Origin of the sequence: Mesorhizobium sp. M1329, from assembly GCF_040318035.1 — a bacterium.
Taxonomy (GTDB): Bacteria; Pseudomonadota; Alphaproteobacteria; order Rhizobiales; family Rhizobiaceae; genus Mesorhizobium.
The window spans coordinates 249,599-273,254 of sequence record NZ_JAMYLN010000005.1 but is presented as its reverse complement, the minus strand read 5'-3'; the positions used below and the strand labels follow the sequence as shown (position 1 = coordinate 273,254).

The 23,656-nt window shown below is 65.1% G+C and carries 26 protein-coding genes and 1 tRNA gene; 19 read left to right on the top strand and 8 right to left on the bottom strand.

The genetic code is table 11. From position 1 onward, the window contains the following. The 5 genes from NKH21_RS07620 to NKH21_RS07600 all read left to right on the top strand — a co-directional run. On the top strand, positions 1-2,003 hold a 2,003-nt coding region (locus NKH21_RS07620), incomplete at its 5' end, for a cobaltochelatase subunit CobN (protein WP_352863868.1). Further along, positions 2,000-3,493: a precorrin-3B synthase gene (gene cobG, locus NKH21_RS07615; RefSeq protein ID WP_352863866.1), complete on the top strand. Its 1,494-nt coding sequence runs from the start codon at positions 2,000-2,002 to the stop codon at positions 3,491-3,493. The genes NKH21_RS07620 and cobG, both read left to right, overlap by 4 nt. Beyond that, entirely contained in the window at positions 3,490-4,137 is a 648-nt protein-coding gene (locus NKH21_RS07610) for a precorrin-8X methylmutase (protein WP_502911864.1), read from the top strand. The genes cobG and NKH21_RS07610 overlap by 4 nt, the downstream gene beginning before the upstream one ends. Further along, positions 4,134-4,892, top strand: coding sequence for a precorrin-2 C(20)-methyltransferase (locus NKH21_RS07605; protein WP_352863862.1), 759 nt, complete (start codon positions 4,134-4,136; stop codon positions 4,890-4,892). Before NKH21_RS07610 ends, NKH21_RS07605 begins: the two co-directional genes overlap by 4 nt. Next, positions 4,889-5,653: a precorrin-3B C(17)-methyltransferase gene (locus NKH21_RS07600; protein ID WP_352863860.1), complete on the top strand. Its 765-nt coding sequence runs from the start codon at positions 4,889-4,891 to the stop codon at positions 5,651-5,653. The genes NKH21_RS07605 and NKH21_RS07600 overlap by 4 nt, the downstream gene beginning before the upstream one ends. Here the strand turns inward: NKH21_RS07600 and NKH21_RS07595 are convergent. Beyond that, the gene (locus NKH21_RS07595; RefSeq protein ID WP_352863858.1) at positions 5,617-6,399 is read right to left on the bottom strand and encodes a cobalt-precorrin-6A reductase; all 783 of its coding nucleotides are present in this window, start codon (positions 6,397-6,399) and stop codon (positions 5,617-5,619) included. The genes NKH21_RS07600 and NKH21_RS07595 overlap by 37 nt on opposite strands. Before the next feature lies 1 nt (position 6,400). On the opposite strand from NKH21_RS07595, the gene cbiE reads away from it, so the two are divergent. From cbiE to NKH21_RS07555, 8 genes are read left to right on the top strand one after another with little or no spacing between them, the layout of a single operon-like run. Further along, positions 6,401-7,642 carry a precorrin-6y C5,15-methyltransferase (decarboxylating) subunit CbiE gene (cbiE, locus tag NKH21_RS07590; RefSeq protein ID WP_352863856.1) on the top strand — a complete coding sequence of 414 codons (1,242 nt, stop codon included), beginning with the start codon at positions 6,401-6,403 and terminating at the stop codon, positions 7,640-7,642. After that, positions 7,639-8,019: a cobalamin biosynthesis protein gene (locus tag NKH21_RS07585; protein WP_023676642.1), complete on the top strand. Its 381-nt coding sequence runs from the start codon at positions 7,639-7,641 to the stop codon at positions 8,017-8,019. The genes cbiE and NKH21_RS07585 overlap by 4 nt, the downstream gene beginning before the upstream one ends. Then, positions 8,016-8,780, top strand: coding sequence for a precorrin-4 C(11)-methyltransferase (gene cobM / locus NKH21_RS07580; RefSeq protein ID WP_352863854.1), 765 nt, complete (start codon positions 8,016-8,018; stop codon positions 8,778-8,780). Before NKH21_RS07585 ends, cobM begins: the two co-directional genes overlap by 4 nt. Then, positions 8,777-9,583: a uroporphyrinogen-III C-methyltransferase gene (gene cobA, locus NKH21_RS07575; RefSeq protein WP_352863852.1), complete on the top strand. Its 807-nt coding sequence runs from the start codon at positions 8,777-8,779 to the stop codon at positions 9,581-9,583. The genes cobM and cobA overlap by 4 nt, the downstream gene beginning before the upstream one ends. Continuing rightward, positions 9,580-10,893: a cobyrinic acid a,c-diamide synthase CobB gene (locus tag NKH21_RS07570; RefSeq protein WP_352863850.1), complete on the top strand. Its 1,314-nt coding sequence runs from the start codon at positions 9,580-9,582 to the stop codon at positions 10,891-10,893. The genes cobA and NKH21_RS07570 overlap by 4 nt, the downstream gene beginning before the upstream one ends. Continuing rightward, the gene (locus NKH21_RS07565; protein ID WP_352863848.1) at positions 10,890-11,651 is read left to right on the top strand and encodes an adenosylcobinamide-GDP ribazoletransferase; all 762 of its coding nucleotides are present in this window, start codon (positions 10,890-10,892) and stop codon (positions 11,649-11,651) included. The genes NKH21_RS07570 and NKH21_RS07565 overlap by 4 nt, the downstream gene beginning before the upstream one ends. Before the next feature lie 24 nt (positions 11,652-11,675). Then, a complete protein-coding gene (gene cobT / locus NKH21_RS07560) occupies positions 11,676-12,686 on the top strand; it encodes a nicotinate-nucleotide--dimethylbenzimidazole phosphoribosyltransferase (protein ID WP_352863846.1) in 1,011 nt (336 codons plus the stop codon). A 26-nt stretch (positions 12,687-12,712) separates the two neighbouring features. Next, on the top strand, positions 12,713-13,453 hold the full coding sequence (locus tag NKH21_RS07555) for a hypothetical protein (RefSeq protein WP_352863844.1): 741 nt from the start codon (positions 12,713-12,715) through the stop codon (positions 13,451-13,453). 77 nt (positions 13,454-13,530) lie between these two features. Here the strand turns inward: NKH21_RS07555 and NKH21_RS07550 are convergent. After that, positions 13,531-13,606 (bottom strand) — tRNA-Lys (locus NKH21_RS07550). 105 nt (positions 13,607-13,711) lie between these two features. Then, positions 13,712-14,617 carry a PhzF family phenazine biosynthesis protein gene (locus NKH21_RS07545; protein WP_352863842.1) on the bottom strand — a complete coding sequence of 302 codons (906 nt, stop codon included), beginning with the start codon at positions 14,615-14,617 and terminating at the stop codon, positions 13,712-13,714. A 111-nt stretch (positions 14,618-14,728) separates the two neighbouring features. Between NKH21_RS07545 and NKH21_RS07540 the strand changes: the two genes are divergently transcribed. Genes NKH21_RS07540 through NKH21_RS07530 form a run of 3 tightly spaced genes read left to right on the top strand, consistent with a single transcriptional unit; the run spans position 14,729 to position 17,951 of the window. Further along, positions 14,729-16,021, top strand: a complete 1,293-nt coding sequence (locus tag NKH21_RS07540) for an efflux RND transporter periplasmic adaptor subunit (protein ID WP_352863840.1) — start codon at positions 14,729-14,731, stop codon at positions 16,019-16,021. 2 nt (positions 16,022-16,023) lie between these two features. Continuing rightward, positions 16,024-16,731, top strand: coding sequence for an ABC transporter ATP-binding protein (locus NKH21_RS07535; protein WP_352863838.1), 708 nt, complete (start codon positions 16,024-16,026; stop codon positions 16,729-16,731). 2 nt (positions 16,732-16,733) lie between these two features. Then, entirely contained in the window at positions 16,734-17,951 is a 1,218-nt protein-coding gene (locus NKH21_RS07530; protein ID WP_352863836.1) for an ABC transporter permease, read from the top strand. A 22-nt stretch (positions 17,952-17,973) separates the two neighbouring features. On the opposite strand, the gene NKH21_RS07525 is transcribed toward NKH21_RS07530, so the two are convergent. Next, positions 17,974-18,693, bottom strand: coding sequence for a hypothetical protein (locus NKH21_RS07525; protein WP_352666933.1), 720 nt, complete (start codon positions 18,691-18,693; stop codon positions 17,974-17,976). A gap of 7 nt (positions 18,694-18,700) precedes the next feature. Beyond that, positions 18,701-19,813: an endonuclease/exonuclease/phosphatase family protein gene (locus tag NKH21_RS07520; RefSeq protein ID WP_023720773.1), complete on the bottom strand. Its 1,113-nt coding sequence runs from the start codon at positions 19,811-19,813 to the stop codon at positions 18,701-18,703. Between the two features lie 183 nt (positions 19,814-19,996). Between NKH21_RS07520 and NKH21_RS07515 the strand changes: the two genes are divergently transcribed. Together NKH21_RS07515 and NKH21_RS07510 are read left to right on the top strand one after the other, a co-directional pair. Next, on the top strand, positions 19,997-20,581 hold the full coding sequence (locus NKH21_RS07515; RefSeq protein ID WP_352863834.1) for a BA14K family protein: 585 nt from the start codon (positions 19,997-19,999) through the stop codon (positions 20,579-20,581). Positions 20,582-20,752: 171 nt separating this feature from the next. After that, a complete protein-coding gene (locus tag NKH21_RS07510) occupies positions 20,753-21,037 on the top strand; it encodes a PilZ domain-containing protein (RefSeq protein ID WP_352863881.1) in 285 nt (94 codons plus the stop codon). A 10-nt stretch (positions 21,038-21,047) separates the two neighbouring features. Here NKH21_RS07510 and NKH21_RS07505 read toward each other — a convergent pair whose 3' ends face one another. Continuing rightward, the gene (locus NKH21_RS07505) at positions 21,048-21,671 is read right to left on the bottom strand and encodes a hypothetical protein (RefSeq protein WP_352863832.1); all 624 of its coding nucleotides are present in this window, start codon (positions 21,669-21,671) and stop codon (positions 21,048-21,050) included. Then, a complete protein-coding gene (locus NKH21_RS07500; protein WP_352863830.1) occupies positions 21,664-22,185 on the bottom strand; it encodes a hypothetical protein in 522 nt (173 codons plus the stop codon). The genes NKH21_RS07505 and NKH21_RS07500 overlap by 8 nt, the downstream gene beginning before the upstream one ends. 45 nt (positions 22,186-22,230) lie before the next feature. Here NKH21_RS07500 and NKH21_RS07495 point away from each other — a divergent pair, with 45 nt between their 5' ends. Beyond that, on the top strand, positions 22,231-22,626 hold the full coding sequence (locus NKH21_RS07495; RefSeq protein WP_352666942.1) for a hypothetical protein: 396 nt from the start codon (positions 22,231-22,233) through the stop codon (positions 22,624-22,626). Positions 22,627-22,672: 46 nt separating this feature from the next. On the opposite strand, the gene NKH21_RS07490 is transcribed toward NKH21_RS07495, so the two are convergent. After that, a complete protein-coding gene (locus NKH21_RS07490; RefSeq protein ID WP_352863828.1) occupies positions 22,673-23,650 on the bottom strand; it encodes a DUF3592 domain-containing protein in 978 nt (325 codons plus the stop codon). Between the last annotated feature and the right edge of the window lie 6 nt (positions 23,651-23,656).

The window sequence follows — 23,656 nt, the reverse complement described above, 5'->3', positions numbered from 1 at the left end:
TGTTGAAACCCCCACCGGCCCTCCCGTACAGGCCCGCCCGCACAGAGGGGGGTGTTCAAGCGCCTGCCGCCGCAAAATTCGCCTTCCGCGCAGCCACCTTCGGCAACGTCACCGTGACACTCGCGCCTGACCGCGGGCGCTCAGTTGACCGCCGCGCCGACTATCACGACCCGACGCTGCCGCCGCGGCATGCGCTGGTTGCCTTTGGCCTCTGGCTGCGCAAGTCGCTCGGCATCCATGCAATTGTCCATGTCGGCGCCCACGGCACGCTGGAATGGCTGCCCGGCAAGACCGTCGCGCTCAGCGAAAACTGCTTTCCCGAAATCGTCACCGGCGCCCTGCCCGTCATTTATCCGTTCATCGTCTCCAACCCCGGCGAGGCAGCACAAGCCAAGCGGCGCATTGCCGCCGTCACGCTTGGCCATCTGCCGCCACCGCTGACCGGCGCCGGGCTGGACGAAAACCAGCACAGGCTTGAACGACTGGTCGACGAATATGCCCAAGCCGACGGGCTCGACCGCCGCCGCCGCGACCGCCTGGCCAAGCTGATCGTCGAAACCGCGCAAAAGACCGGGCTCGCCTTTGAGGCGGGCGTCGCCAGGACCGACGCAGCCGACGAGGCTTTGCGCCGCATCGACGCCTGGCTCTGCGATCTCAAGGATTTCGCCATCAAGGACGGCCTGCACATTTACGGTCGCTCGCCGGAAGGTGAAACCGATCCGTTGCGCCGGCAAAGCGCGGCAGCTGAAAAGGCCGCACTGCTTGCGGCTCTCGACGGCCGTCACGTCGCCGCCGGTCCGGCCGGTGCACCAGCGCGGGGCCGGCGCGATGTGCTGCCAACCGGCCGCAATTTGTTTACCGCCGACCCGCGCACCATGCCGACGCCGACCGCCTATGATCTGGGCAAGGTGGCAGCGGAAGAAGTCGTCCGCAGCTACATGCAATCGCGTGGCGACTGGCCGCGCTCGCTGGTTATCGACCTCTGGGGCTCGGCCTCGCTGCGCACAGGCGGCGAGGAGATCGCGCAAGGCCTGGCGCTGATGGGCTGCCGGCCGCAATGGGATTCCGCCACCGGACGCATCACCGGCATCGAGGTGCTGCCGCCGGCAACGCTCGGCCGCCCGCGCGTCGACGTCACCTGGCGCATATCAGGCCTGTTCCGCGACATGTTCCCGACCCAGATCGCGCTGATCGATGCCGCGGCCAACGCCGTAGCCGCCCGCGACGAGGACGATTCGGAAAACCCGCTGGCGGCGAGAACCCGTGCAGACGGGAAGATCAGCCCCCGCATATACGGCACCTCGCCCGGCACTTACGGCGCCGGTGTCGAGGATTTGTTGTCGAGCGGCACCTGGGCCGTGCGCGAAGAGATCGGTCGCGCCTACCTCGATGCCACCTCGCACGCCTATGGCGGCTCCGAGGGCGAAGGCGTTTCGGCGCCCGGCGCTTTTGAGGGCCGCATCGCTGAGGCCGACCTTCTGGTTCATACCGGCGACGACCCCGGCCGCGACATCCTCGAAGGCTCGGCCGACGTCGCCTTCATCGGCGGCTTTTCGGCAGCACTTGCCGCGCTCGGCAAAAACGCTGACGTGATCGTGCTCGACACTACGGACCCGCAAAAGCCGAAGCCGCGCTCGGTTGGTGAGGCCGTATCCCGGGTCGTGCGGGCGCGCGCCGTCAATCCGCGCTTCATCGCCGGCCAGATGCGGCACGGGCCGCGCGGCGCTTCGGAATTCGCCGAGACGGTCGACCGGCTTGTCGGTTTCGCCGAGACCACCCATGCCATATCGGGCACGCTGATCGAGGCCGTGCACGACGCCTATCTTGGCGACCCCTTGGTCCGCGCCTTCATCCTGCGCGAGAACCCGGCAGCGGCGAAGGTGATTGCCGAGCGTTTCCTCTCGGCCCGGCGGCGCGGGCTCTGGCACCCCCTGCGCAATTCGATCGATGACGATCTCGCCGCACTGATTGCCGAAGCCCAGGCGCTTGGAGTGGCGGCATGAACGCCTTCTCCCGACGCGGCGCCTGCCCTGCTTTGTCCGCGCCGATGCAGACCGGCGACGGGCTGCTGGTGCGGCTCAATCCGGTCGCTGGAGGATTGTCGCCAAAGTCGTTGATCGGACTCGGCGAATCCGCCCTGCGGCATGGCAACGGCATCATGGAAGTGACCGCGCGTGGCAGCCTGCAGATACGCGGCCTGACGGCGGAGAGCGCGCGGCTGCTGGCGATGGAGGTCGATGCGCTCGGCATCGCGGTGCGCACCGGCGTGCCGGTCGAGACCGGCCCGCTGGCCGGGCTGGATCCCCAGGAGATCGCCGACCCGCGTCCGCTGGCTGAGCGTATTCGTGCTGCGATTGAAGAAGCCGGGCTGGCGCAGCGCCTCGGTCCGAAGGTTTCGGTGGTTGTCGATGGCGGCGGGCAGTTGGCCATGGATGCGGTGACGGCCGATGTGAGGCTGGCTGCGATGCGGACCGGTGCGCGAACGCAGTGGCAGGTGGCTGTCACTGACGACGGTCAGACTGCGATGCTACTCGTTATGGCCGAGCAAGATGCGGCTTGTGACATCGCCATCGCCATTCTCAGGATGATTGCCGAAAAGGGCCGCGATGCTCATGCGCGGGATTTGACGGAGAGGCAGCTGAGATCTCTGGCAAGCTGGCGTTCCTTCGCACCCCCCTCTGTCCTGCCGGACATCTCCCCCGCAAGGGGGGAGATTGCGCCCTCATCTCGGTTTTCGCCAATTTCTGCCGAGGAAGAGCTGGCGGTGAAGTTGCCGATCTCCCCCCTTGCGGGGGAGATGTCCGGCAGGACAGAGGGGAGTGTGCAGGATCGCCTGCCCCTTAAACTGTCCGAGTCAACGCCTTCGCCGATTGGCCTCTTCCCTCTCAACGGCAGCGCAATCGCCCTCGGCATCGGCCTCCCTTTCGGCAGTATGCCAGCGCAAAAGCTCATCGGCCTGACGCAATACGCCCTCACCCTCGGCGTCACCGAAATCCGCCTGGCGCCAGGTCGCGCGCTGCTTTTGCTTGGCCTCTCCCAAGCCGCATGTCTTTCACTCCAGAAAACCGCCGCAACCGTCGGCGTTGTCACCGACGCAGCTGATCCGCGCACCAGGATCGCCGCCTGCCCCGGCGCACCCGCCTGCGCCTCCGGCCGGATCGCCACCCGCGACATCGCCGAGATCATCGCTACAGAAAACCGCGACCTCCTCGATTCCTCGCTCACATTGCACATCTCCGGCTGTGCCAAGGGCTGCGCCCGTCCCGGCCCGGCGGCGCTGACCCTGGTCGGCGGCGAAAACGGAGCCGGACTTGTCGTGGACGGGACGGCAAAGGCATTGCCCGCCGGATACAGGCCGGGCTACGACGCTGCGCACGGCATCGGCCGCATTGCAGCGGCGATCCGCAGCGCACGACATCCCGGCGAAACTGCTGCTGCTTGCCTCGCAAGGCTCGGCGCGGCCGGCATCACCGAAATCTACCGACAGGAATGAGCATGCCCGCCCAGAACGCCTACGACTACATCCATGATGGCACGGCGATCTACGAGCGCTCCTTCGCCATTATCCGCGCCGAGGCCGACCTGTCGCGCTTTTCCGAAGCCGAGGCCGACGTCGCTATCCGCATGATCCACGCCTGCGGCCAGGTCGAGGCTGCGCGGCATTTCGTTTTCTCGCGCGATTTCATTGCCGCTGCGCGCACGGCGCTGGGCGCCGGCGCGCCGATCTTCTGCGACGCGCAGATGGTCTCGCATGGCATCACGCGCGCCCGGCTTCCGGCCGGCAACGAGGTGATCTGTACGCTGCGCGATCCGCGGACCGCCGACATCGCGAAAAAGATCGGCAACACCCGCTCGGCCGCGGCGATCGACCTGTGGGGCGAGCGCGTGGCCGGTTCGGTCGTCGCCATCGGCAATGCGCCGACAGCCCTTTTCTATTTGCTGGAAAAGCTGCGCGACGGCGCGCCAAGGCCGGCGGCGATCATCGGCATGCCGGTCGGGTTTGTCGGTGCCGCCGAATCGAAGGATGCGCTGGCCGAAAATTCCTATGGCGTGCCTTACGCCATCGTGCACGGCCGGCTGGGCGGCAGCGCCATGACCGCCGCCGCACTCAACGCTTTGGCGAGGCCGGGCCTATGAATGCGATCGCAAAAGGTCGGCTGGTCGGCGTCGGCACCGGTCCTGGCGACCCGGAACTTTTGACGCTGAAGGCAGTGCGTGCTCTGGCCGAGGCCGATGTTGTTGCGCATTTCGCTAAGCGCGGCAACAACAGCAACGCCCGGGCCATCGTCGAAACCCATTTTCGCCCCGATTTGATTGAACTGCCGCTGCTCTATCCAGTGACGACCGAAATCGACAAGGATCACAGCGATTACCGCTCGCAGATAACCAATTTCTATGAGCAATCGGCCGAAAAGCTTGCCGAGCACCTCAGCGCCGGCAGGATGGTCGCGGTACTCTCGGAGGGCGACCCGCTTTTCTACGGCTCCTATATGCATCTGCATGTCAGGCTGGCGCACCGCTTTCCGACCGAGGTCATTCCCGGCGTTACCGCCATGTCCGGCTGCTGGTCGGCGACCGGCCTGCCGATCGTCCAGGGCGACGATGTGCTGACGGTGCTGCCGGGCACCATGAGCGAATTCGAGCTGACGCGCCGCCTTGCCGACACCGATGCCGCGGTGATCATGAAAGTCGGGCGCAACCTGCCCAAGATCAGGCGTGCGCTGGAGGCAACCGACAAGCTGGCGCGGGCAATCTATGTCGAGCGCGGCACCATGCCGGGCGGTGTCTCGATGCGGCTTGCCGACAAAAAAGACGACCAGGCGCCCTATTTCGCCATCGTGCTGGTGGCGGGCTGGTCGGGCCGGCCAAGCGCATTGAAAGCCGAAGCATGAGCGGCCGCCTGACCGTCATCGGCCTCGGGCCCGGCAATGCCGACCAGGTGACGCCGGAGGCAAGCCGCGCCGTCGCCGAGGCAAGATTCTTCTATGGCTACAAGCCCTATCTCGACCGGCTCGATCTGCGCGCCGACCAGATCCGCGTCGCTTCCGACAATCGCGAGGAACTCGCGCGTTCCAGGGACGCGCTGCTGATGGCTGCGGAAGGCCACCATGTCGCCGTCGTGTCGGGCGGCGATCCCGGCGTCTTCGCCATGGCCGCGGCCGTCTGCGAGGCGATCGAGGCCGGCCCGCCCGAATGGCGCGCGGTCGACATCGCTATCGTGCCTGGCATCACCGCCATGCTCGCCGTCGCCGCCCGCATCGGCGCGCCGCTCGGCCATGATTTCTGCGCCATCTCGCTGTCCGACAATCTGAAGCCGTGGGACCTGATCGAGCTGCGACTGCTGGCGGCAGCCGGCGCCGGCTTCGTCATCGCGCTCTATAACCCGATCAGCAAGGCGCGCCCCTGGCAGCTAGGCCGCGCCTTCGAATGCCTTGCTGCGATCCTGCCCGGCACCACACCGGTGATCTTCGGCCGTGCCGCCGGCCGTCCCGACGAGCGCATCGAGGTTTTTCTACTGGCCGACGCCGATGCCGCGAAGGCCGACATGGCGACCTGCATCATCATCGGCTCGCCGGAAACCAGGATTATCAAGCGGGGTGATAAGGCCGCCCTGGTCTACACGCCGCGTTCGGCAGCGGGCCCAAGAACATGACCGACCAGAAAATGATCGACCATCGCGGCAAGTGCATCGACGGTCTCGGCCGACGCGACGTCCGGCAGCGCCGGCCTGCGGATCATCACAACCTCGATTCCCAGCGCTCGCGCCGCCGCGATCTTGCCGTAGGTCGCCTCGCCGCCGCTGTTTTTGGAAACAACGACTTCGATGCCACGGCTTTCGAGCAGCGCGCGCTCATCGGCCTCATGAAACGGCCCCCGCGCCAAGAGATAGGTCGCGTCGGGCACAGCGAGCCTTGGCTCGACCGGGTCGACGCTGCGGATGAGATAATGATGCTGGGGAGCTGCCTCGAAGGCAGCAACCTCCTGCCGTCCGAGCGCCAGGAACACGCGGCGCGGCATCGATCCCAGAGCCGTCACCGCGCTGGCAACACGATCGACCAACATCCAGCGGTCACCTTCGGCTGGGTCCCAGCCCGGACGCCTGAGCGCAACAATAGTCACGCCGGTCATGCGCGCCGCTTCCGCACCATTGGCGGAGATTTGCGCCGCATAGGGGTGTGTGGCGTCGATCAGCAGGTCGATCTGGTTCTGGCGGAGATACGCCGCCAGCCCGCCGGCACCGCCGAAGCCGCCGACCCGCACCGGCACCCCTTGCGCGACCGGGCTTTCGGTGCGGCCGGCCAGCGACAGCGTGACCGAAGTATCCGCGCGCGCGGCCAGCTTTCCGGCCAGTTGCCGGGCTTCGGTGGTTCCGCCGAGGATCAGAATGCGGTGGGTCATCATGCCTGCTGAAGGTCCGCGCGTCGCCGTGCTCACTCCAAAATGGCTCACGATCATCGGCATCGGCGAGGACGGTGTAGCGGGTCTCGGCGACGAGGCCAAGCGGTTGATCGCGGAGGCCGAATTCGTCTTCGGCGGCAAGCGCCACCTTGCCCTCGTCGCGTCGCTCGCCAAAGGCGAAGCGCGCACCTGGCCGACGCCTTTCGATGCCGAAATGCGCGACGTGCTGGCGCTCTCCGGCAGACGCGTCTGCGTGCTGGCCTCCGGCGATCCCTTCTACCACGGTGTCGGCGTCACCCTCGCCCGCAAGGTCGCGGCGGAGGATATGCGGGTGATCCCCGCACCCTCGGCCTTCTCACTGGCCGCCGCACGCCTGGGCTGGGGGCTGCAGGATATCGAGACCATTTCGCTGCATGGCCGCTCGCTCGATCTGATCCGGCCGTTGCTACATCCTTGCACCCGCATTCTCGCGCTGACCTCGGACAGCGACGCACCGGGAGCGATTGCCGGTCTGCTGACAGAGCTCGGCTTCGGCGCTTCGCGGCTGACCGTCCTGGAGGCGCTCGGCGGCCCGAACGAACGGCTGCGCTCGGCGAGCGCCGGCACCTTCGACCTCGCAAAGATCAATCCGCTCAACGTGCTGGCGATCGAAGTTGAATCGACTTCGCAAGCACGCATCCTGCCGCTGACAGCGGGACTTGCCGATCATTTGTTCGAGCATGACGGCCAGATCACCAAGCGCGAAGTGCGTGCCGTCACCCTGTCCGCTCTCGCGCCAAGGCGCGGCGAACTGTTGTGGGACATCGGCGCCGGCTCGGGCTCCATTGGCATCGAATGGATGCTGGCCCATCCTTCCATGCGCGCCATCGCCGTTGAGGCCGATCCGGCCCGCGCCACCCGCATCCGACGCAACGCCGCGGCTTGCGGCGTTCCCGGTCTCGCCGTCGTCGAAGGTTCGGCACCGCAAGCTCTTGCCGGGCTGCAAACGCCGGCGGCGATCTTCATCGGCGGCGGCGGCAGCGATGCCGGCGTGCTGGAAGGAGCCATCGATGCCTTGCCTGACGGCGGCCGCCTCGTTGCCAATGCGGTGACCCTGGAGATGGAGGCGCTACTGCTTTCCCGTCACACTGCGCTCGGCGGCGAGCTCACCCGCATCGCGATATCCCGTGCTTCCCCGGTCGGTTCGATGCAGGCCTGGCGGCCGGCTATGCCGGTCACCCAATGGAGCTGGGTCAAGCCATGATGGTCGCGGGCATCGGCAGCCGCAAAGGCGTCAGCGCACGCGACGTGCTTGCTGCGGTAGAAACCGCACTTGAGGCGCACGGGCTTGCCCTGCCCGCGCTTTCGGCCCTCGCGACCGCGTCTCTCAAGCAGGATGAAGCGGCAATCTTCGCCGCCGGACGCGAACTCCGCCTTCCGGTAATCGTTGTCGAGCAGGACGAACTCAAAGCTGCATCTACGACCAGCCGTTCCGACCTGTCGCAGGAGCATGCCGGCACGCCGTCGGTTTCCGAAGCCTCGGCGCTTGCCGCCGCCGGCAAAGGCGCAAAACTGCTCGGGCCGCGCACCGTGCTCGGTGCTGTCACCTGCGCCATCGCCATCAGCGGAGATGCGGCATGACCGTCCATTTCATCGGCGCCGGTCCGGGTGCCGCCGACCTGATCACCTTGCGCGGCAGCCGCCTGCTCGGCAGTTGTCCCGTCTGCCTCTATGCGGGATCGATCGTTGCGCCGGAGCTGTTGCAGCACTGCGCGCCCGGAACGCAGTTGATCGACACCGCGCCGATGTCGCTCGACGAGATCGAGGCCGAATATCTGGCGGCCCACGCGGCCGGCCATGACGTCGCCCGCCTGCATTCCGGCGATCTTTCGGTCTGGAGCGCCGTTGCCGAACAGATCCGCCGGTTGGAAAAGCACGGCATCCCTTACACGCTGACGCCTGGCGTGCCGTCCTTCGCCGCTGCGGCGGCAGCGCTGCGCCGCGAGCTGACCATTCCAGAAGTCGCGCAAAGCCTGGTGCTGACCCGCATCTCCGGCCGCGCCTCGAAAATGCCGCCCGGCGAAACCCTGGCCGGGTTCGGCCGCACCGGCGCCACGCTCGCCATCCACCTCGCCGTTCATGCCGTCGATCGCGTCGTCGCCGAGCTGACGCCGCATTACGGCGCCGACTGCCCGGTCGCGGTCGTCTTCCGCGCCTCCTGGCCGGATGAACGCGTGCTGACCGGCACGCTGGCGACAATTGAGGCGCAATTGGCCGCCGATCCAATGGAGCGCACGGCAATCATCTTCGTCGGCCGCTCGCTGGCGGCGGAGGGCTTTGGCGAAAGTTCACTGTACGACGCGCATTACCAGCGGCGCTTTCGCGGACGGGACGGATTGTGAGCGGCAGCACCAGAAACACTACGGTCGAGCAGGCGCTCACCCGGCTGAACTTCAAGCCGCGCCAGCTGGAGCCCGGTCATGTCTGGCTGGCCGGCGCCGGTCCCGGCGATCCCGGCTGCCTGACGCTGGAAGTGCTGGCCGCCCTCGGACAGTGCGACGCGCTGGTTTATGACGCGCTGGTCTCGCCGGAAGTCGTCGCCGTCGCCGAGGGCGCGCAACTGTTCTATGCCGGCAAGCGCGGCGGCAAGCCCTCGATGAAGCAGGACGACATCACCGCCTTGCTGGTCCGGCTGGCGCGCGCGGGCCGGCGCGTCGTCAGGCTGAAGGGCGGCGACCCCTATATTTTCGGGCGTGGCGGCGAAGAGGCGCTGGCGCTGGCCGGGGAAACTATCCCGTTCCGCATCCTGCCTGGCCTGACGTCCGGCCTCAGCGCGCTGGCCGCGACCGGCATTCCCGGCACCATGCGCGGCATCAACAAGGCGCTGATCCTGGCGACCGGCCATGCCGCCGGCACCGATGATGATCTCGACTGGGCGGCAATCGCCCGCACCGGCCAGCCGGTGGTCATCTACATGGGCATGGCCAACCTGCCGCTGATCGCCGCCTCGCTGCTCGAGGGCGGCCTGCCATCTTCGACGCCCGCCGCGGTTATCGTTGCCGCGACGACGCCGCAGGAGCGTATCGTCGTCGCCACGCTCGTCACAATTGCCGAGGAAGCGGCGGCAGCCGGCTTGACCTCGCCGGCGCTGATCGTCGTCGGCGGCATCGTCGGCATGCGCGCGGCACTGGCGGGCGAGCCATGACCCGCGCCATCATCATTGGCGCGCCGCGCTCGGGCTCGGGCAAGACCAGTGTCACCATCGGCATCTTGCGCGCGCTCGCCCGGCGCGGCCTGAAAGTGCGCGGCGCCAAATCCGGCCCGGATTATATCGATCCCGGCTTCCACACCGCAGCCACTGGCCTGTCCGGCGTCAATCTCGACAGCTGGGCAATGCCGCCCGCCCTGCTCAACGCACTGGCCGGCGAAGCGACCGAAGATGCCGATTTTATCTTCCTCGAAAGCGCCATGGGCCTGTTCGACGGGATTCCGGCTGCTCCAGGACGGTCCGGCTCGGCTGCCGACCTTGCCCGGCTCTACGGGCTGCCGGTGCTGCTGGTGCTCGATGTCTCCGGCCAATCGACCACGGCAGCGGCCGTCGCCAAGGGATTTGCCACCTATGACCCGGATGTACGCATGGCCGGCGTCGTGCTCAACCGGCTGGGCAGCGAGCGCCACCGCCGGCTATGCGGCGATGCCATCGAGGCACTCGGCCTGCCTGCCGTCGGCGCCATCCTGCGCGATCCCTCGCTCAACCTGCCCGAGCGCCATCTCGGCCTCGTCCAGGCCGGCGAATATGAGAATCTGATGGCGCATCTCGACCGGCTGGCCGACATGGTCGAGCGCTCGCTCGACCTCGACGCGATTATGGCGCTGGCGGCGCCATTCACGCCGGCGCCCGGCAATTTCGGCGACGCGCTGCCGCCCCCCGGCCAGCGCATTGCACTCGCCGAGGACGCCGCCTTCACCTTCCTCTATCCGCATGTCGCCATGCATTGGCGCAAGGCCGGCGCCGAGATCGTTCCGTTCTCGCCGCTCGCCGATGAGGCGCCTGGCGACAATTGCGATGTCTGCTGGCTGCCCGGCGGCTATCCCGAGCTGCACGCCGGCCGCCTCGCGGCCGCGGCGAATTTCAGGGCCGGCATGGCGCAGTTCGCTGCCACGCGGCCGGTGCATGGTGAGTGCGGCGGCTTCATGGTGCTCGGCGAGGCGCTCGAGGACGCATCGGGCGAGACGCACCGGATGCTTGGCCTGCTCGGCCATTCGACCAGCTTCGCCAAGCGCAAGATGAATCTCGGCTACCGCGAGGCGCGGCTGCGGTCCGGGTGTCCGCTCGGCAGCCAAGGCACGCTGATCCGCGGCCATGAATTCCACTACGCGCAGATGGTTGCGACCGGCAATGACGAGCCCCTGGCCGATCTCGCCGACGGACAAGGCAACCCGCTCGGCGCCTCTGGCTACCGGCGCGAAAATGTCAGCGGCACGTTCTTCCATGCCATTGCGAGGGGCGCATGAAGGCGTCGCAACAGCAAATTCTCGAAGACATCGCGCTTTGCCTCGTCTTCTTCACCCGGCTACCGCTGCCGAGAGCCGACTTCCGTGGCCGCAGCCTTGCCGCTGCGATCTGGGCGGCACCGGTCGCCGGTCTCGCCGTCGCTCTGGCCGGTGCGCTGGTGTACGCCGTCGGGACGAGGCTCGGCCTTGCCGAGGGTCCTGCTGCAGCGTTGACCCTTGCCGCAATCTTGCTTGCCACCGGCTGCCTGCATGAAGACGGGCTTTCGGACGTCACGGACGGCTTTGGCGGCGGCAAGACGCGCGACAGGAAACTGGAGATCATGCGCGACAGCCGCATCGGTGCCTACGGCGCCTGCGCCCTCGGCATCTCGCTGCTGATCCGCTGGAGCGTGCTCTCTGGATTCGCCGGCCCGGCTCATGTCCTTTGGGCCCTCATTGCCGCGCATGCCGCGTCGCGCGGGCTGCTCGGCGCCTTCATGTACCTACTGCCACCGGCCCGCGCCGACGGCCTCTCGGTTGATGCAGGCACAGTCACGGCCGAAACCACTATAGCCGGTGCTGTGCTCGGTGCGGCCGCGCTGCTGGCGCTTGGGGTAGGCGCCGCCTTCGCAGCACTCATCCTGCTTGGGCCACTACTCGCCGCCTTTCGGGCGCTGTGCCTCAACCAGATCGGCGGCCAGACCGGCGACACCGTCGGCGCCCTCCAGCAGCTGGGCGAGATCACAATCCTGCTCGTCGCTTCCGTTTCCTTTTCTTGACTCTGTTTCGGAGATTTCGCCCCCATGCCTTTCAAATCACTCGATGAACTGCGCGCCGCATGCCTCGACCTGCCCAGTGGCAGCGACGCCGCGGCCAATGCCGTCGCCCGCCGCCAGGACACGCTGACCAAGCCGCAAGGCAGCCTCGGCCGGCTGGAGGCAACAGCCGCCTGGCTGGCGCGCTGGCAGGGCCGCGACATGCCAAAGCTCGACCGCGTCAAGGTCTTCGTCTTCGCCGGCAACCACGGCGTCACCGCGCAAGGCGTGTCGGCCTTCCCCTCGGAGGTCACCGTGCAGATGGTGGCGAATTTCGCCGGCGGCGGCGCCGCCATCAACCAGCTTGCCCGCATCGCCGGCGCGGAGCTGGACGTCATCCCGCTCGACCTCGACCGTCCGACCGGCGATTTCACCCAAGAGCCGGCAATGGACGACGAGGCCTTCCTCGCCGCCGTCTCGGCAGGCTACGACGCGATCAGCAGGGAACTCGACCTTGTCTGCTTCGGCGAAATGGGTATCGGCAACACCACGCCGGCGGCAGCCATCTCGACCGCTCTGTTCGGTGGCGGCGCAGAAAGATGGACAGGACGCGGCACCGGCGTCGACGACGCCGGCCTCGTGCGCAAGATCGTCGCCATCGAGGCCGGCCTGAAGCGCCACGCCACGGCGCTTGCCGATCCGCTGAAGGTAGCGGCAGCCCTAGGCGGGCGCGAGCTTGCGGCGATTTTGGGCGCAACACTGGCGGCACGGCATCTCGGCGTGCCGGTGCTGCTCGACGGCTTCGTCTGCACCGCCGCCGCGGCACCACTGGCGAGATTGCATTCTGCCGGCCTCGCGCACACACTGGCCGCTCACGTATCGGCCGAGTCCGGCCACCGCCGCCTGTTGGAGGCGCTCGGCCTGCCGCCCCTGCTCGATCTCGGCATGCGTCTCGGCGAAGGCTCCGGCGCCTGCCTGGCGGTCAACATCGTCCGCTCGGCATTGGAGTGCCATGCCCGCATGGCAAGTTTTGCCGAGGCTGGTGTTTCGGAGAAGTAAGGCCGACCCAAACGCGGATCGCGTTGATGAACAAACCCTCACAGATCTTCGGAGACCCCAAACAGGGACTTCGCGATGTTCTTTCTCGGATCATCGGAGATTTCGATAGCAAGAGCGGCGCTTTTGCCGGGCTGAAATACAATTCGCCGTGGATACTGGCAACGGAGGATTGGGCAGAGCGATCAGGCCATACAGTCGAGGAACTGTGTGAGATGATTTCTCAGTGGCGGATTTCAATCTGCGCTGGCGAGAAGACAAATCCGAAAGTCGTTCAGACTTTTGAAGATCTTCGCAATGCGGCGGAGGAGTGGAGAACTGAGACGGACTACATCGATCTGCCCACTCACTATGATCCTGAAGAGGCACAATTCCCGAACCGCAAGGAGCTAAAAGCCCACACCCTGGGGGCATGGGGTTCCATGGGATTGGCCAGCCAATGGCATAACTACGATGCCAGGGATCTTAGTTTTAGTGGAACTTTTGAAGACAGATTTGGTCACGATGTTACATTGAATGTCAAATTCAAGCTTGGATATGGCGGCCCTATAAGGTTGTTTTTCCAATTTCCTTATTATTCGGATGGAGATCCGAGATCATTGGACCTCTTTTGGCTTTCTGGATGGCTGCTATGTCGCGAGCTTCGTCTGCCCAAAGCCCCTGAACTCGAATGGATCGTCGGCAAGAGCAACACAAGCTTCGAAGCCGTCGATGGCGTGCTCGCCATAACGCGAGCGATCCTCAGCTATCTGCGGCCAACTATCCAATAGCACTCGAGTGAATGCGGCCACCGGACGGCCGCAAAACATCCCGCTGTAGGGTCTTTCCACCAAATCCTGAAGATTTTTGGTGGGTGCGCACAGGATTGAACTGTGGACCCGCTGATTAAGAGTCAGCTGCTCTACCAACTGAGCTACGCACCCACTCGGCCGGTAAAACCGGCGTTGGCGGGCATATAGCCGCCGTCATCCGCCATGTCCAGCCCCGTGGGATTCATTTCCCGACAAATCGCCGAAGTGCCTCGCCCGTCAAACAAAAAGCCTGCCTTCCGCCACCTTGACCGCATGGCCGCCGATGCGGGCGGCGGTCAGTTTGCCACCTTCGACATTCAGTTCGAGGCGAATGCGCGAAGGCCGGCCCATCTCCAGCCCCTGCTCGATCCACAGCTGTGAAACGCCGTCGGTCGGGCCGTCGAAATGCATGATCGCGCCGGCGAACGCGGCCGCCGCCGAGCCGGTCGCCGGGTCTTCGTAGGACGGATTGCCGGGCACCATCATGCGGACATGGAAGGCACTGTCGTGGTGCACCGTCTCGCGGCAATAGATGTAGGGGCTGGCGAAGGCCCATTCGCTTTTGCGCGGTGCGAGCTCCGACCACGCCTGGTTGTCCAGCCTGATCCGGGCAGCCGCCTCCAGATTGGCGACGGGGATGGTCACGTAAGGCACTCCAGCCGACCAGAATGAAACGCGGTGGTTCTCGAAGCCGATCTCGTGCGGCCCAAGGCCAAGGGCCGCGCCGATCGCCTCGGGGTCGGCCGACAATTCCAGCTGCGCCGGCAGTTTCGCCAGGTCGAACTCGGCAAAGGTCGAGCCGTCGTGCTTGCTGACAGCGCAGCGCACGGGGCCGATATTCTCCTCGAGCACGAAGATGCCGGCGGCCTCTCCCACCAATTCGGCGAGCGCTATCGCCGAGCCGACGGTTGGGTGGCCGGCGAACGGCATTTCATAGTCGGGCGTGAATATACGGATGCGGGCCCGGTGCTTCGGGTTGTCCGGCGGCAGCACGAAGACGGTTTCGGACAGGTTGAACTCGCGCGCCACCGCCTGCATCGCCGCAACGTCCAGCCCGTCACAGTCGAGCACCACGGCCAGCGGATTGCCGGCCAGCCGGTTGGTGGTGAATACGTCGTAAAGCAAGTAATTCCGCGGCTGCATCTCAGTAAGTCCTCTGCCTCATTCCCAACATGAGCGAAATTTAATTTGAATTTTGGACCTTAAGGCCTGATTTGTGCACTGATGGGATATCACTGAACATAGGGGTCCGGCGTGGACCAGATTGTCAATCTGCCAAAGACGGAATCCGCTTCCGCCATCGAGACGGCGCTCGGGCTCGACCACCAGGGCCTGAAGACAAAACGCCGCCGCGGTTGGTTTTACGCAGTGTTCGCACTGCTTGCCGTCGCCGCGAGTGTCGTCGGCTACCAGTGCTATGCGGGCTCGCCCGCCAAGATCGAGTATACCACGACACTGGCCGCCATGGCCGACCTTACCGTCGCGGTTTCGGCTACCGGCACGCTGCAGCCCCTCACCCAGGTCGATATTTCCAGCGAACTCTCCGGCGTCGTCCGCTCGGTCTCGGTCAACGAGAACCAACTGGTGAAGAAGGGCGATGTGCTGGCCGCGCTCGACACTGCCAAGCTGGAGGTGCAGATCGAGCGCGCCCAGGCCTCGGCCAAGGCAGCGGCGGCGAGCGTCGAGGACGCCACCGTGACCCTGGCCGAAAACGAAAAGGCGCTGGTGCGCGCGGCGCAACTGACCAAGCGCGGCATGGCGACGGACCAGTCGCTCGAAGCGGCAACCGCCACGCGCGACCGCTCGAAGGCAGCGATCGATATCGCCAAAGCCAACCTCGCCATGGCCAATGCCGATCTCAAGGCGCAGCAGACGGATCTTGCCAAGAGCACCATCTACGCTCCGATCGACGGCATCATATTGACGCGCTCGGTCGATCCCGGCCAGACGGTCGCCTCGTCGCTGCAGGCGCCGGTGCTGTTCGTCATCGCCGCCGATCTGAAGAACATGGAGCTGAAGGCTGCAGTCGACGAGGCCGACATCGGCGCCGTCAAACCTGGCCAGCATGCGCGCTTCACCGTCGATGCCTTCCCTGAACGGCCATTCGACGCCGAGATCCGCGACATCTCCTATGCCTCGGTCACCACCGACGGCGTCGTCACTTACGATGCAAGGCTGGACGTCGACAATAGCGAGCTTCTGTTGCGGCCCGGCATGACTGCCACCGTCTCGGTCGTCACCAAGCAGGCCAAGAACGTGCTCACGGTGCCATCGATCGCCTTCCGCTACCGGCCGGCGCAGACGGCGGAGCGCGGCTGGAGCCTCACCGACCTGTTCACCGGCCGCATGGGACGCCCCGGCGGCAACCGCCAGCGCCAGGCGGCGACGAAGCCCACCGACGGCTCGCGCACGCTCTACGTGCTGGAGAATGGGCGGCCGCATCCGGTCAACGTCAGGGTCGGCTCGACAGATGGCGAACTGACCGAGATCGTCTCCGGCCTGGAGGAAGGCGCACAAGTCATTACCGCCTCGCAGCAGCGGAGCTGATCGTGGCATCGGGCGCGACCCTCATCGGCTTCGACAAGGTCTGGAAAAGCTATGGCCAGGGCGAAGCCCAAGTGCATGCGCTGGCCGGCGTCGACCTCGCCATCAGGCGCGGCGAATTCGTCGCCATCATGGGCCCGTCCGGTTCTGGCAAATCGACGGCCATGAACATCATTGGCTGCCTCGACACGCCGACCGCCGGGACCTACAGCTTCGAAGGCATCGACGCCGGCCGTCTCGACCGCAACCGCCGCGCTCAGCTGCGCAATCTCTATGTCGGCTTCGTCTTCCAGGGCTATAATCTCTTGCCGCGCACTACGGCCGCGGAGAATGTCGAACTGCCGCTGATCTATCGCGGCGTCGGTGCCCGCGAGCGTCGCGGCCTTGCCATGCAGGCACTTGCCGAGGTCGGCCTTGTCGGCCGCGAGCATCATACGCCGGCCGAGCTGTCCGGCGGCCAGCAGCAGCGCGTGGCGATCGCCCGCGCCATCGTCACCAGGCCGACGCTGCTCGTCGCCGACGAACCGACCGGCAATCTCGACACCGCCCGCACGCACGAGATCATGGAGCTCCTGACGCAGCTGAACAGCGATCTCGGCCTGACCATCGCCATGGTCACGCACGAAGCCGATGTTGCCGGCTATGCGCAGCGCACGATCCGTTTCCTCGATGGCCATGTCGCCTCCGACACAGCCAATCTGGAGATGGCCTAGCCATGATCTGGGAAACCGTTCGCCTCTCGCTCCGCTCCATCCGCCGCAACGTGCTGCGCTCGTTCCTGACGCTGCTCGGCATCGTCATCGGCGTCGCCGCCGTCATCGCCATGCTGACCATCGGCTCGGGCACCACCGAGAAGGTCAAGTCCGATATTTCCAAGCTCGGCAGCAATCTGCTCGTCATCCGTTCCGGCCGCCCTGCCGGGCCCGGCGGCCCGGGAGGGCTCGATCAGGTGGTCCGAGCGCTGGGCGACAAGGATCTTGCAGCGCTTGCCGCGCATCTGGACGGCGCGCGCGCCATCTCGCCGGCCTCGCAAAAGCAGGTACGCGTCATTTTCGGCACCGAAAGCCTGACTTCGGGCGTCACCGGCACCGACAGCGCCTATCTCGATGCCCGCGACTGGAAGCTGGTTTCCGGCCGCCCGTTCAGCGATTCGGAAACCCGCTCGGGCACCGGCGTCTGCCTCATCGGCGAGACGGTGCGCCAGCAGTTCTTCGGTGCCGGCGATCCCGAAGGCGAGATCATCCGCGTCAATCGCACCTCCTGCAAGATCATCGGCTTGCTCGAACCGAAGGGCTATACCGGTTTCGGCCAGGACCAGGACAATGTCGTGCTGATGCCGCTCGCCGCCTATCAGCGTCGCATTGCCGGCAATCGCGACATCGAATCGATCTATGTCGCCGCCGACGACCGCACGCCAACCACGGTGCTGCAGACGCGCGTCGAGGACATCTTGCGCGACACGCGCCGCATCACGCCCGACCGTGACGATGATTTCTCGATCCGCGACATGACCCAAATCGCCGATGCCATGGCCAGCGCGACCACCACCATGACTGGCATGCTCGGTGCCGTGGCCGGCGTCAGCCTGCTCGTCGGCGGCATCGGCATCATGAACATCATGCTGGTGTCGGTAACCGAACGCACGCGCGAGATCGGCATCAGGCTCGCTATCGGCGCCCATGAAAAGCACATCCTCATCCAGTTCCTGGTCGAGGCGACGGTGCTGTCGCTGCTTGGCGGCGTCATCGGCATCCTGATCGGCCTGGCGCTGGCCGGCCTCGCCTCGGTGACGCTGACGATCCCGTTTGCGCCAAGCCCGGCGGTGATCCTTCTTGCGGTCGGCTTCTCCGCGCTGATCGGCATGGTGTTCGGCTTCTTCCCGGCGCTGCGCGGCGCACGGCTCAACCCGATTGACGCGCTGAGGCATGAGTGAGCAGGTTGCGGAAACGGCTGACCTAATCCTGGCCCCGCGCAAAGTGCCATTCGATCAGCGGTCTCATATGCGGCATCAACCCGTCCGGCAGGTCGGCTGCATTGCGGATGATCACCGGGCCTTCGATTTCTGGCTCTGCCTCGGTGGCGACGAAAGCGCTGATCCGCTGTGCCAGGTCGTCGGCGGAGGCCCTCTCGCGGTAGCGGCGAAAGATCACCGTGCCGCTTGTCGTCGACAGGGCGTAATGGCGCCTGCCGCGTGTCGCGCCCGACAGATCGAGGCCAGTCTCTTCGCGCACCTCGCGGATCATGTTGAAGTCGACGTCGACAAGGCCGTCGCGGAAATCGGTTGGCTCGAACGAACCGGCGGCGAAGTAGATGCGCCCGGCATTGACCGTATGCGGCGCCATTCGGATCGCCACCAGCGCATTGTCGCCGGCGACCAGCATGGCATGCGCATAGGCATGCTCGGCCCCGGCCACCTGCCGATTGCCGCGCCAAAGCATGAAGGTCGAATAACGCACCGCATGGCAGCGGCCGACGAGGCGATTGTCGCGATAGCTGAGCGCGGAAAGCAGCACCACGGTGCCGTCGAAAAGCGCCGGCCTGGCTGCGGTCTCACGCCGCCAGTTCACCGCGATCGCCTCGGCATTGTCGCGCTCGAACGGATGCGGGCCGGGATCGAGCCTGACATCGATGGCATCGACCGGCAGGATGACGTTGCGCGGCAGGTCGAAACTCACGCCGGTCTCACGCCATGTCGAGGGCAATTGCTACCGGGCAATGGTCGGATGCCTTCGGCCGGTCCCACCCGGCGCGTGGGAAGCGCTCGACCTCCTGGCCCGCCGGAAATATGGTCCGCCAGGGCTGGCCATTGCGGATGATATCGGGAACGGCGGTGGCGTTCTGCCTGGCTAGCGCCCTCGACAAAAGGATGTAGTCGAGCTGGCAGAGATGCCGCTCTTCCGGTCCGCGTGTGTGATAGAAAGTCCAGCGGTCCATTTCCGGCCGCCGCTCGACCGCGTTTTCGCAAAAACCGCCGGCAGTGAGCACGTCGATGCAGGACCGGGTCTCGTCGATGACCTCGAAGCGATAGCCGTCGACGGCATCGCCGGTAATCTTCACGCGCTGCCGGTAGTCGTTCATGTCGCCGCAGATTGCCCAGCGCTTGTCGGCGGCATGGTCCTTGCCGAAGCGCTCCTCGATGATCCGGCGCACCGCTTGCGCCTCGGCGATGCGCAGCGGCATTGTTGCTTCACGGCCGTCGAGGCCGTTGCGGGGAGAGCCCATCGATTTGAAATGCACGAGATAGAGCGTCAACGGCGCTCCAGCCACCGTCAGATCGATTTCCAGGCAGTCGCGCCGGAAGATGCGCTCATTGGCCTGATGTCCAAGTGCTGCCAATTCCGCCGTGTGCAGCCCGAATTGCTCGAACGTGACATAGGCGTAGCTGGTCATGCGCACGAATTCGATCGGCTGGCCCTGCGCGGTCTCGTTGCGCATCATCACGGCGACGTCGATGCCGCGCGAATCATTGCCGGCGGTGGTGTATTTCTGCCGGTAGCCTTGCCCCACCATCTTGAATAGATAGCCATATTCGAAGGCCCTCAGCGCCTCGATATTGTCGACCTCCTGCATGCAGATGATGTCGGCGCGGGTGGCCGCGATCGCCAGTGCCGTCAACTGCCGCGTGTCGTCAGACTGCGCGATCGCCCGCGCCTGCTCGAGCATCTTGTATTCGGCCTCGCTCTGGATGTCGAAAAGCGCCAGCGTGCGATCTTCGTTGAGCTGATTGCGGTATCCGGAATAATCAAACCTGTTCATCAGGTTTTCGACGTTGAAGGTGGCAAGGCGCAGCGACATGGCTTTGACCTTTGCCCGCAAGCGCGCCCGAAAACAAGGGTGCCGAAACCGGCTCTGATTGATCGCGCGCTCGCCATGGTTGACGGAACCTTTTTGTTCATCTTCCGTTCAGATGGAAAGTTCCATCAATAGGCCCTTCCCCGGGGTATTCTGGGCGTGGGGCCTGAATCTTCGGAGAGTGCGATGAAACCGCTCTTTTTATCTTCCGTCGGATCCGGGCTCATGGCCCTCGGTCTGATAGCCGGCCTCTCGGTCCCCTCGCTTGCCGGGCCGATGCCCAAACCCCTGCTGCCGGTGGCGGGCAATGCCGCCGACATCGTGCAAATTCGTGAAGATTGGGCAGGCGGCAACGACAGGCAGATCTGGCGATGGCGCAACCACGGCTTCCGGCAATGGCACGGCGGCGACGATTGGAGATGGCGGTCCCACAATTTCCGCGGCCGTCATTTCTCGAGACACTGGGACAATGGCGGCTGGGACGACAGCTGGCGTTGGCGCCACCATCGCCGCCATTACCGCGGCGGCTACTATGATGATAGTGCGGGTGCCGCGATTCTTGGCTTGGGCCTGGGGCTCGGCCTTGGCAGCCTGTACAACAACAACAACTACTACGACGCGCCGCCACCGCGCCGCTACTATCGCGCAGGGCGGCTTTCCAGTGCACATGTCCAATGGTGTTACAATCGCTACCGGTCGTACCGCGCCTGGGACAACACCTTCCAGCCCTATAATGGGCCGCGCCAGCAATGCTATTCGCCCTATAGCTGAGCAGGCCGACAACAAGCATCATTCGGCGCCGTGCTTCGCGGCGCCTTTTTCTTCCCGCCAGGAATCTCGAAAATCGCCAGTCTCACTGGTGATAACGTTATTTTTATCAGGCCGGTCTAATAGTCCTCCCGATCAGAACGCCGAGACGCGAAGATGGCTGGATTGCGTGCAATGGCCGAGGACGAACAGAGGGACAAACGCCGGCAGCGCGTCTTCAAGGGCGCGACGATCCTGACCAGCATGACCAACTCCGAGGTCACATGCACGCTGCGCAACATGCATGCCGGCGGCGCCGAATTGAAGGTCTCGATCGACGCGCGCGTGCCCGATGAGTTCCTGCTCTATGTTCCGACCGACGGAATTGCCTACAAGGCCGTGGTCCGCTGGCGCCGCGAGGATCGAATTGGGGTGATGTTCACCGGCACCGAACCAAAGCCCAGTTGGCACTACGGCTGAGATCCCGGCGTTACCCGGGTGGCAGGACTTGCAGTGTCTGCTCGTCAAACAGCGGCTCTTCCTGGCCGACGCGAACGAATAGAAGCTTTCGCAGGTCGGGTGATTGCACCTCGAAATACTGAATGCCGTCCGGGGCTTCGCCCCATTCGCCGCAAGGCGGTTCGCCGACCTCGTCAGGGTTGGCGACGGTCTTCAATTCCTCACGATAGGCGGCATCGGGACTGAAAACATACCGGAGGATGCGCGCGGGCGTCGCCCCTTCGGTGTAAGGCGTGAGCACGCAACGTGTGCTGATGGCTTTCTCGGTCTTCTGCGTAAAAACGCGCTGCAACGCAGCGTCGGCGGCCTCGCCCGGCAGTATATCGAAGACTTCGACGACGGGATCGGCTGGCCCGCCGTCGCTGTATTTGATGGCAAGAGCATTGCCGCCAAGCTCGAAATGAATCTGGCGAAAACCGAAATCGCACCGCTGCACCCAGGCAGCCAGCCCGACATCCTTGTCCGCCAGCCGTTCCCAGCTGCATTTGTCGATAGGGGGACGCGACGGCTTGCTTTGGTCGGCACGAGCCCCGGTGGCCATGGCCATAAGGACCGGCAGGGCGCAGACGTAGGCCGGCAGTCTCTTGCTATTCATCGCTGCAACCCGACAAGGTAAAGGCATCCCAGGCTGAACCATCGGGATTGGCATTGGCGAAATCGGGCCATTCGGTAAAAATCGCGCCGAAGTCAGGCAACAGCAACCCTGCCGGTGCCGGCGAGGCTTCGCGGGAGCTCAACTGCTCGGCACCGCCTGCATTGAACGCATAGACCTGCCCATCCCACACTCTGCACAGCCCGGTGCCGTCCTCGAGACCCGCCTCACGATCGTCGTCGGTGCAGGTGTGCCGGATCGTGCCCACAGGAAACGAGTACTTGCCATTGGTCCAGGTGATGTCCGACGGCAGACGAAGGTCGGTGTTGGGCACGATCAGCGAAAAGACCTCGGTCGTCAGCGCGGCCGGCTCGTTGTTGATTGGCCGGAACCGTATCGTCGCTCCCGAACCCGGCTCGCGATAGGTCGCATGGCTGAGCGAACATTCTGTTGCGTTCGCTGCTTGCAACAGGCTCAGCATGCCCAGAAAAATAGCTGCTGCTTTGCGGATGATCATTTAAGTCCCTTGGAGCAGCATCATTGTGAAGTTTGATGCTTTAGCATGGCCCAAGGCCACGTCGAAAAGAAAGAATCGATGATGCGAAATCTCTTGATGCTCATTTCGATCCTAGGATTTTCGTGCGGCCACGCCTTCGCCGCGGAACAGTATGTGGGCACATGGTCCGGGAACAGATCGAACTGTACCGCCGTTGCGGATGTTCAACGCCAGACTGTCTACACATTGTATCGCGACGCGCTGTCGGTCCCTGCTCTCGGCTGCGAACACGCAACGTTCCTCAAGACGCCAACGGGCTGGGTGGCGCGGGCCAGCCAATGCTACGGATCCAACCCGTCGGCCGAAGAGCCGTTCTCCCGCGTCATCCATATTGTTGTCGACGGGGCGACGGTGAGATTGACATGGCCTGGCTTCGACAGCGGAATTCTTCTCAGATGCTGACGACAGGTGCCTTCCTCCGCTGGATATGCAGCATAGGACAGCAGCTTCAGATGACGCCTACCAGCAGCGCGGCTCCGCCGAGGAAGCCAGCGGCGCAGACCCACAGGAGCCAAAGCCCGCTCACCCTGCATTCGAGAACCGCTGCAGCCGGATTGGCGGGGTCGTAGCGGACCTCGACCTTGTCGCCCTCGAGATAGCGCTGCGATTGACCGCTGACGAGGCTCGGCAGCGAAGCCGTCACGTTTGCCCCGAAAGCGATGCGATCGGCGGCGTAGCGCTGGCCGGCAACGCTATAGCTGTAGACGATGCGGGATTTGAAGACTGTGTGCCAGGGCCGATAGCCGCCTCCGGACCTGTCGCGGGTCTCGAATTTCTGCAGACCCGAGGCATCGATGCGTCCTGCCGTGATGGGCCATTTGGCCGCCTGTTCGGCCAGTGACTTCTGGGCAAAGCCCATGCGCAGGACAAACAATCCCATGAAAAGCAGCAGGGCAGCGGCGCCGAGGTTCTGCGGCTTGGGCAAAAACGGCCGGATCGCTTCGAGGACGCCGCCGACGGCGAAGACCAATACCAGCGCGCCGACCACCAGCCCGGCCGAAAGCTGGACCATGAACTTGAAGGAGCCATCGGGCATGGTGCGTTCGATCACGGCCTTGGCTGGATCGGCCGGATTGTAGAAGACGGTTACGCCGGCCCCGTTTGGAAATTTCGCAAGGGTTTCCGCCACCGCAAAGTTTCCAAGGTTCTCCTGCACGCTGTAGTGCGAACTGCGAAATGTCTTGCCGTTCACCTTGTATTCGAAGGTGATTGCCGGGAAGTTGCGCATCTCGGTCGACCCTCTGCTGTCCGAACCGGATCCCGAACTGGTCACCTCGCGAGCCTCGACCCGCGACGAGATGATCTTTCCCGGCGTCGGAGACCAGCGGCTGGCCGCCCTTACCTCCCACCACTTCAAGAAGGTGACGAGAGAGAGCATGCCGGCAACCGCGCAGGCAAACCCGACCAACAGAAATTTGAGTTCCAACTCTCA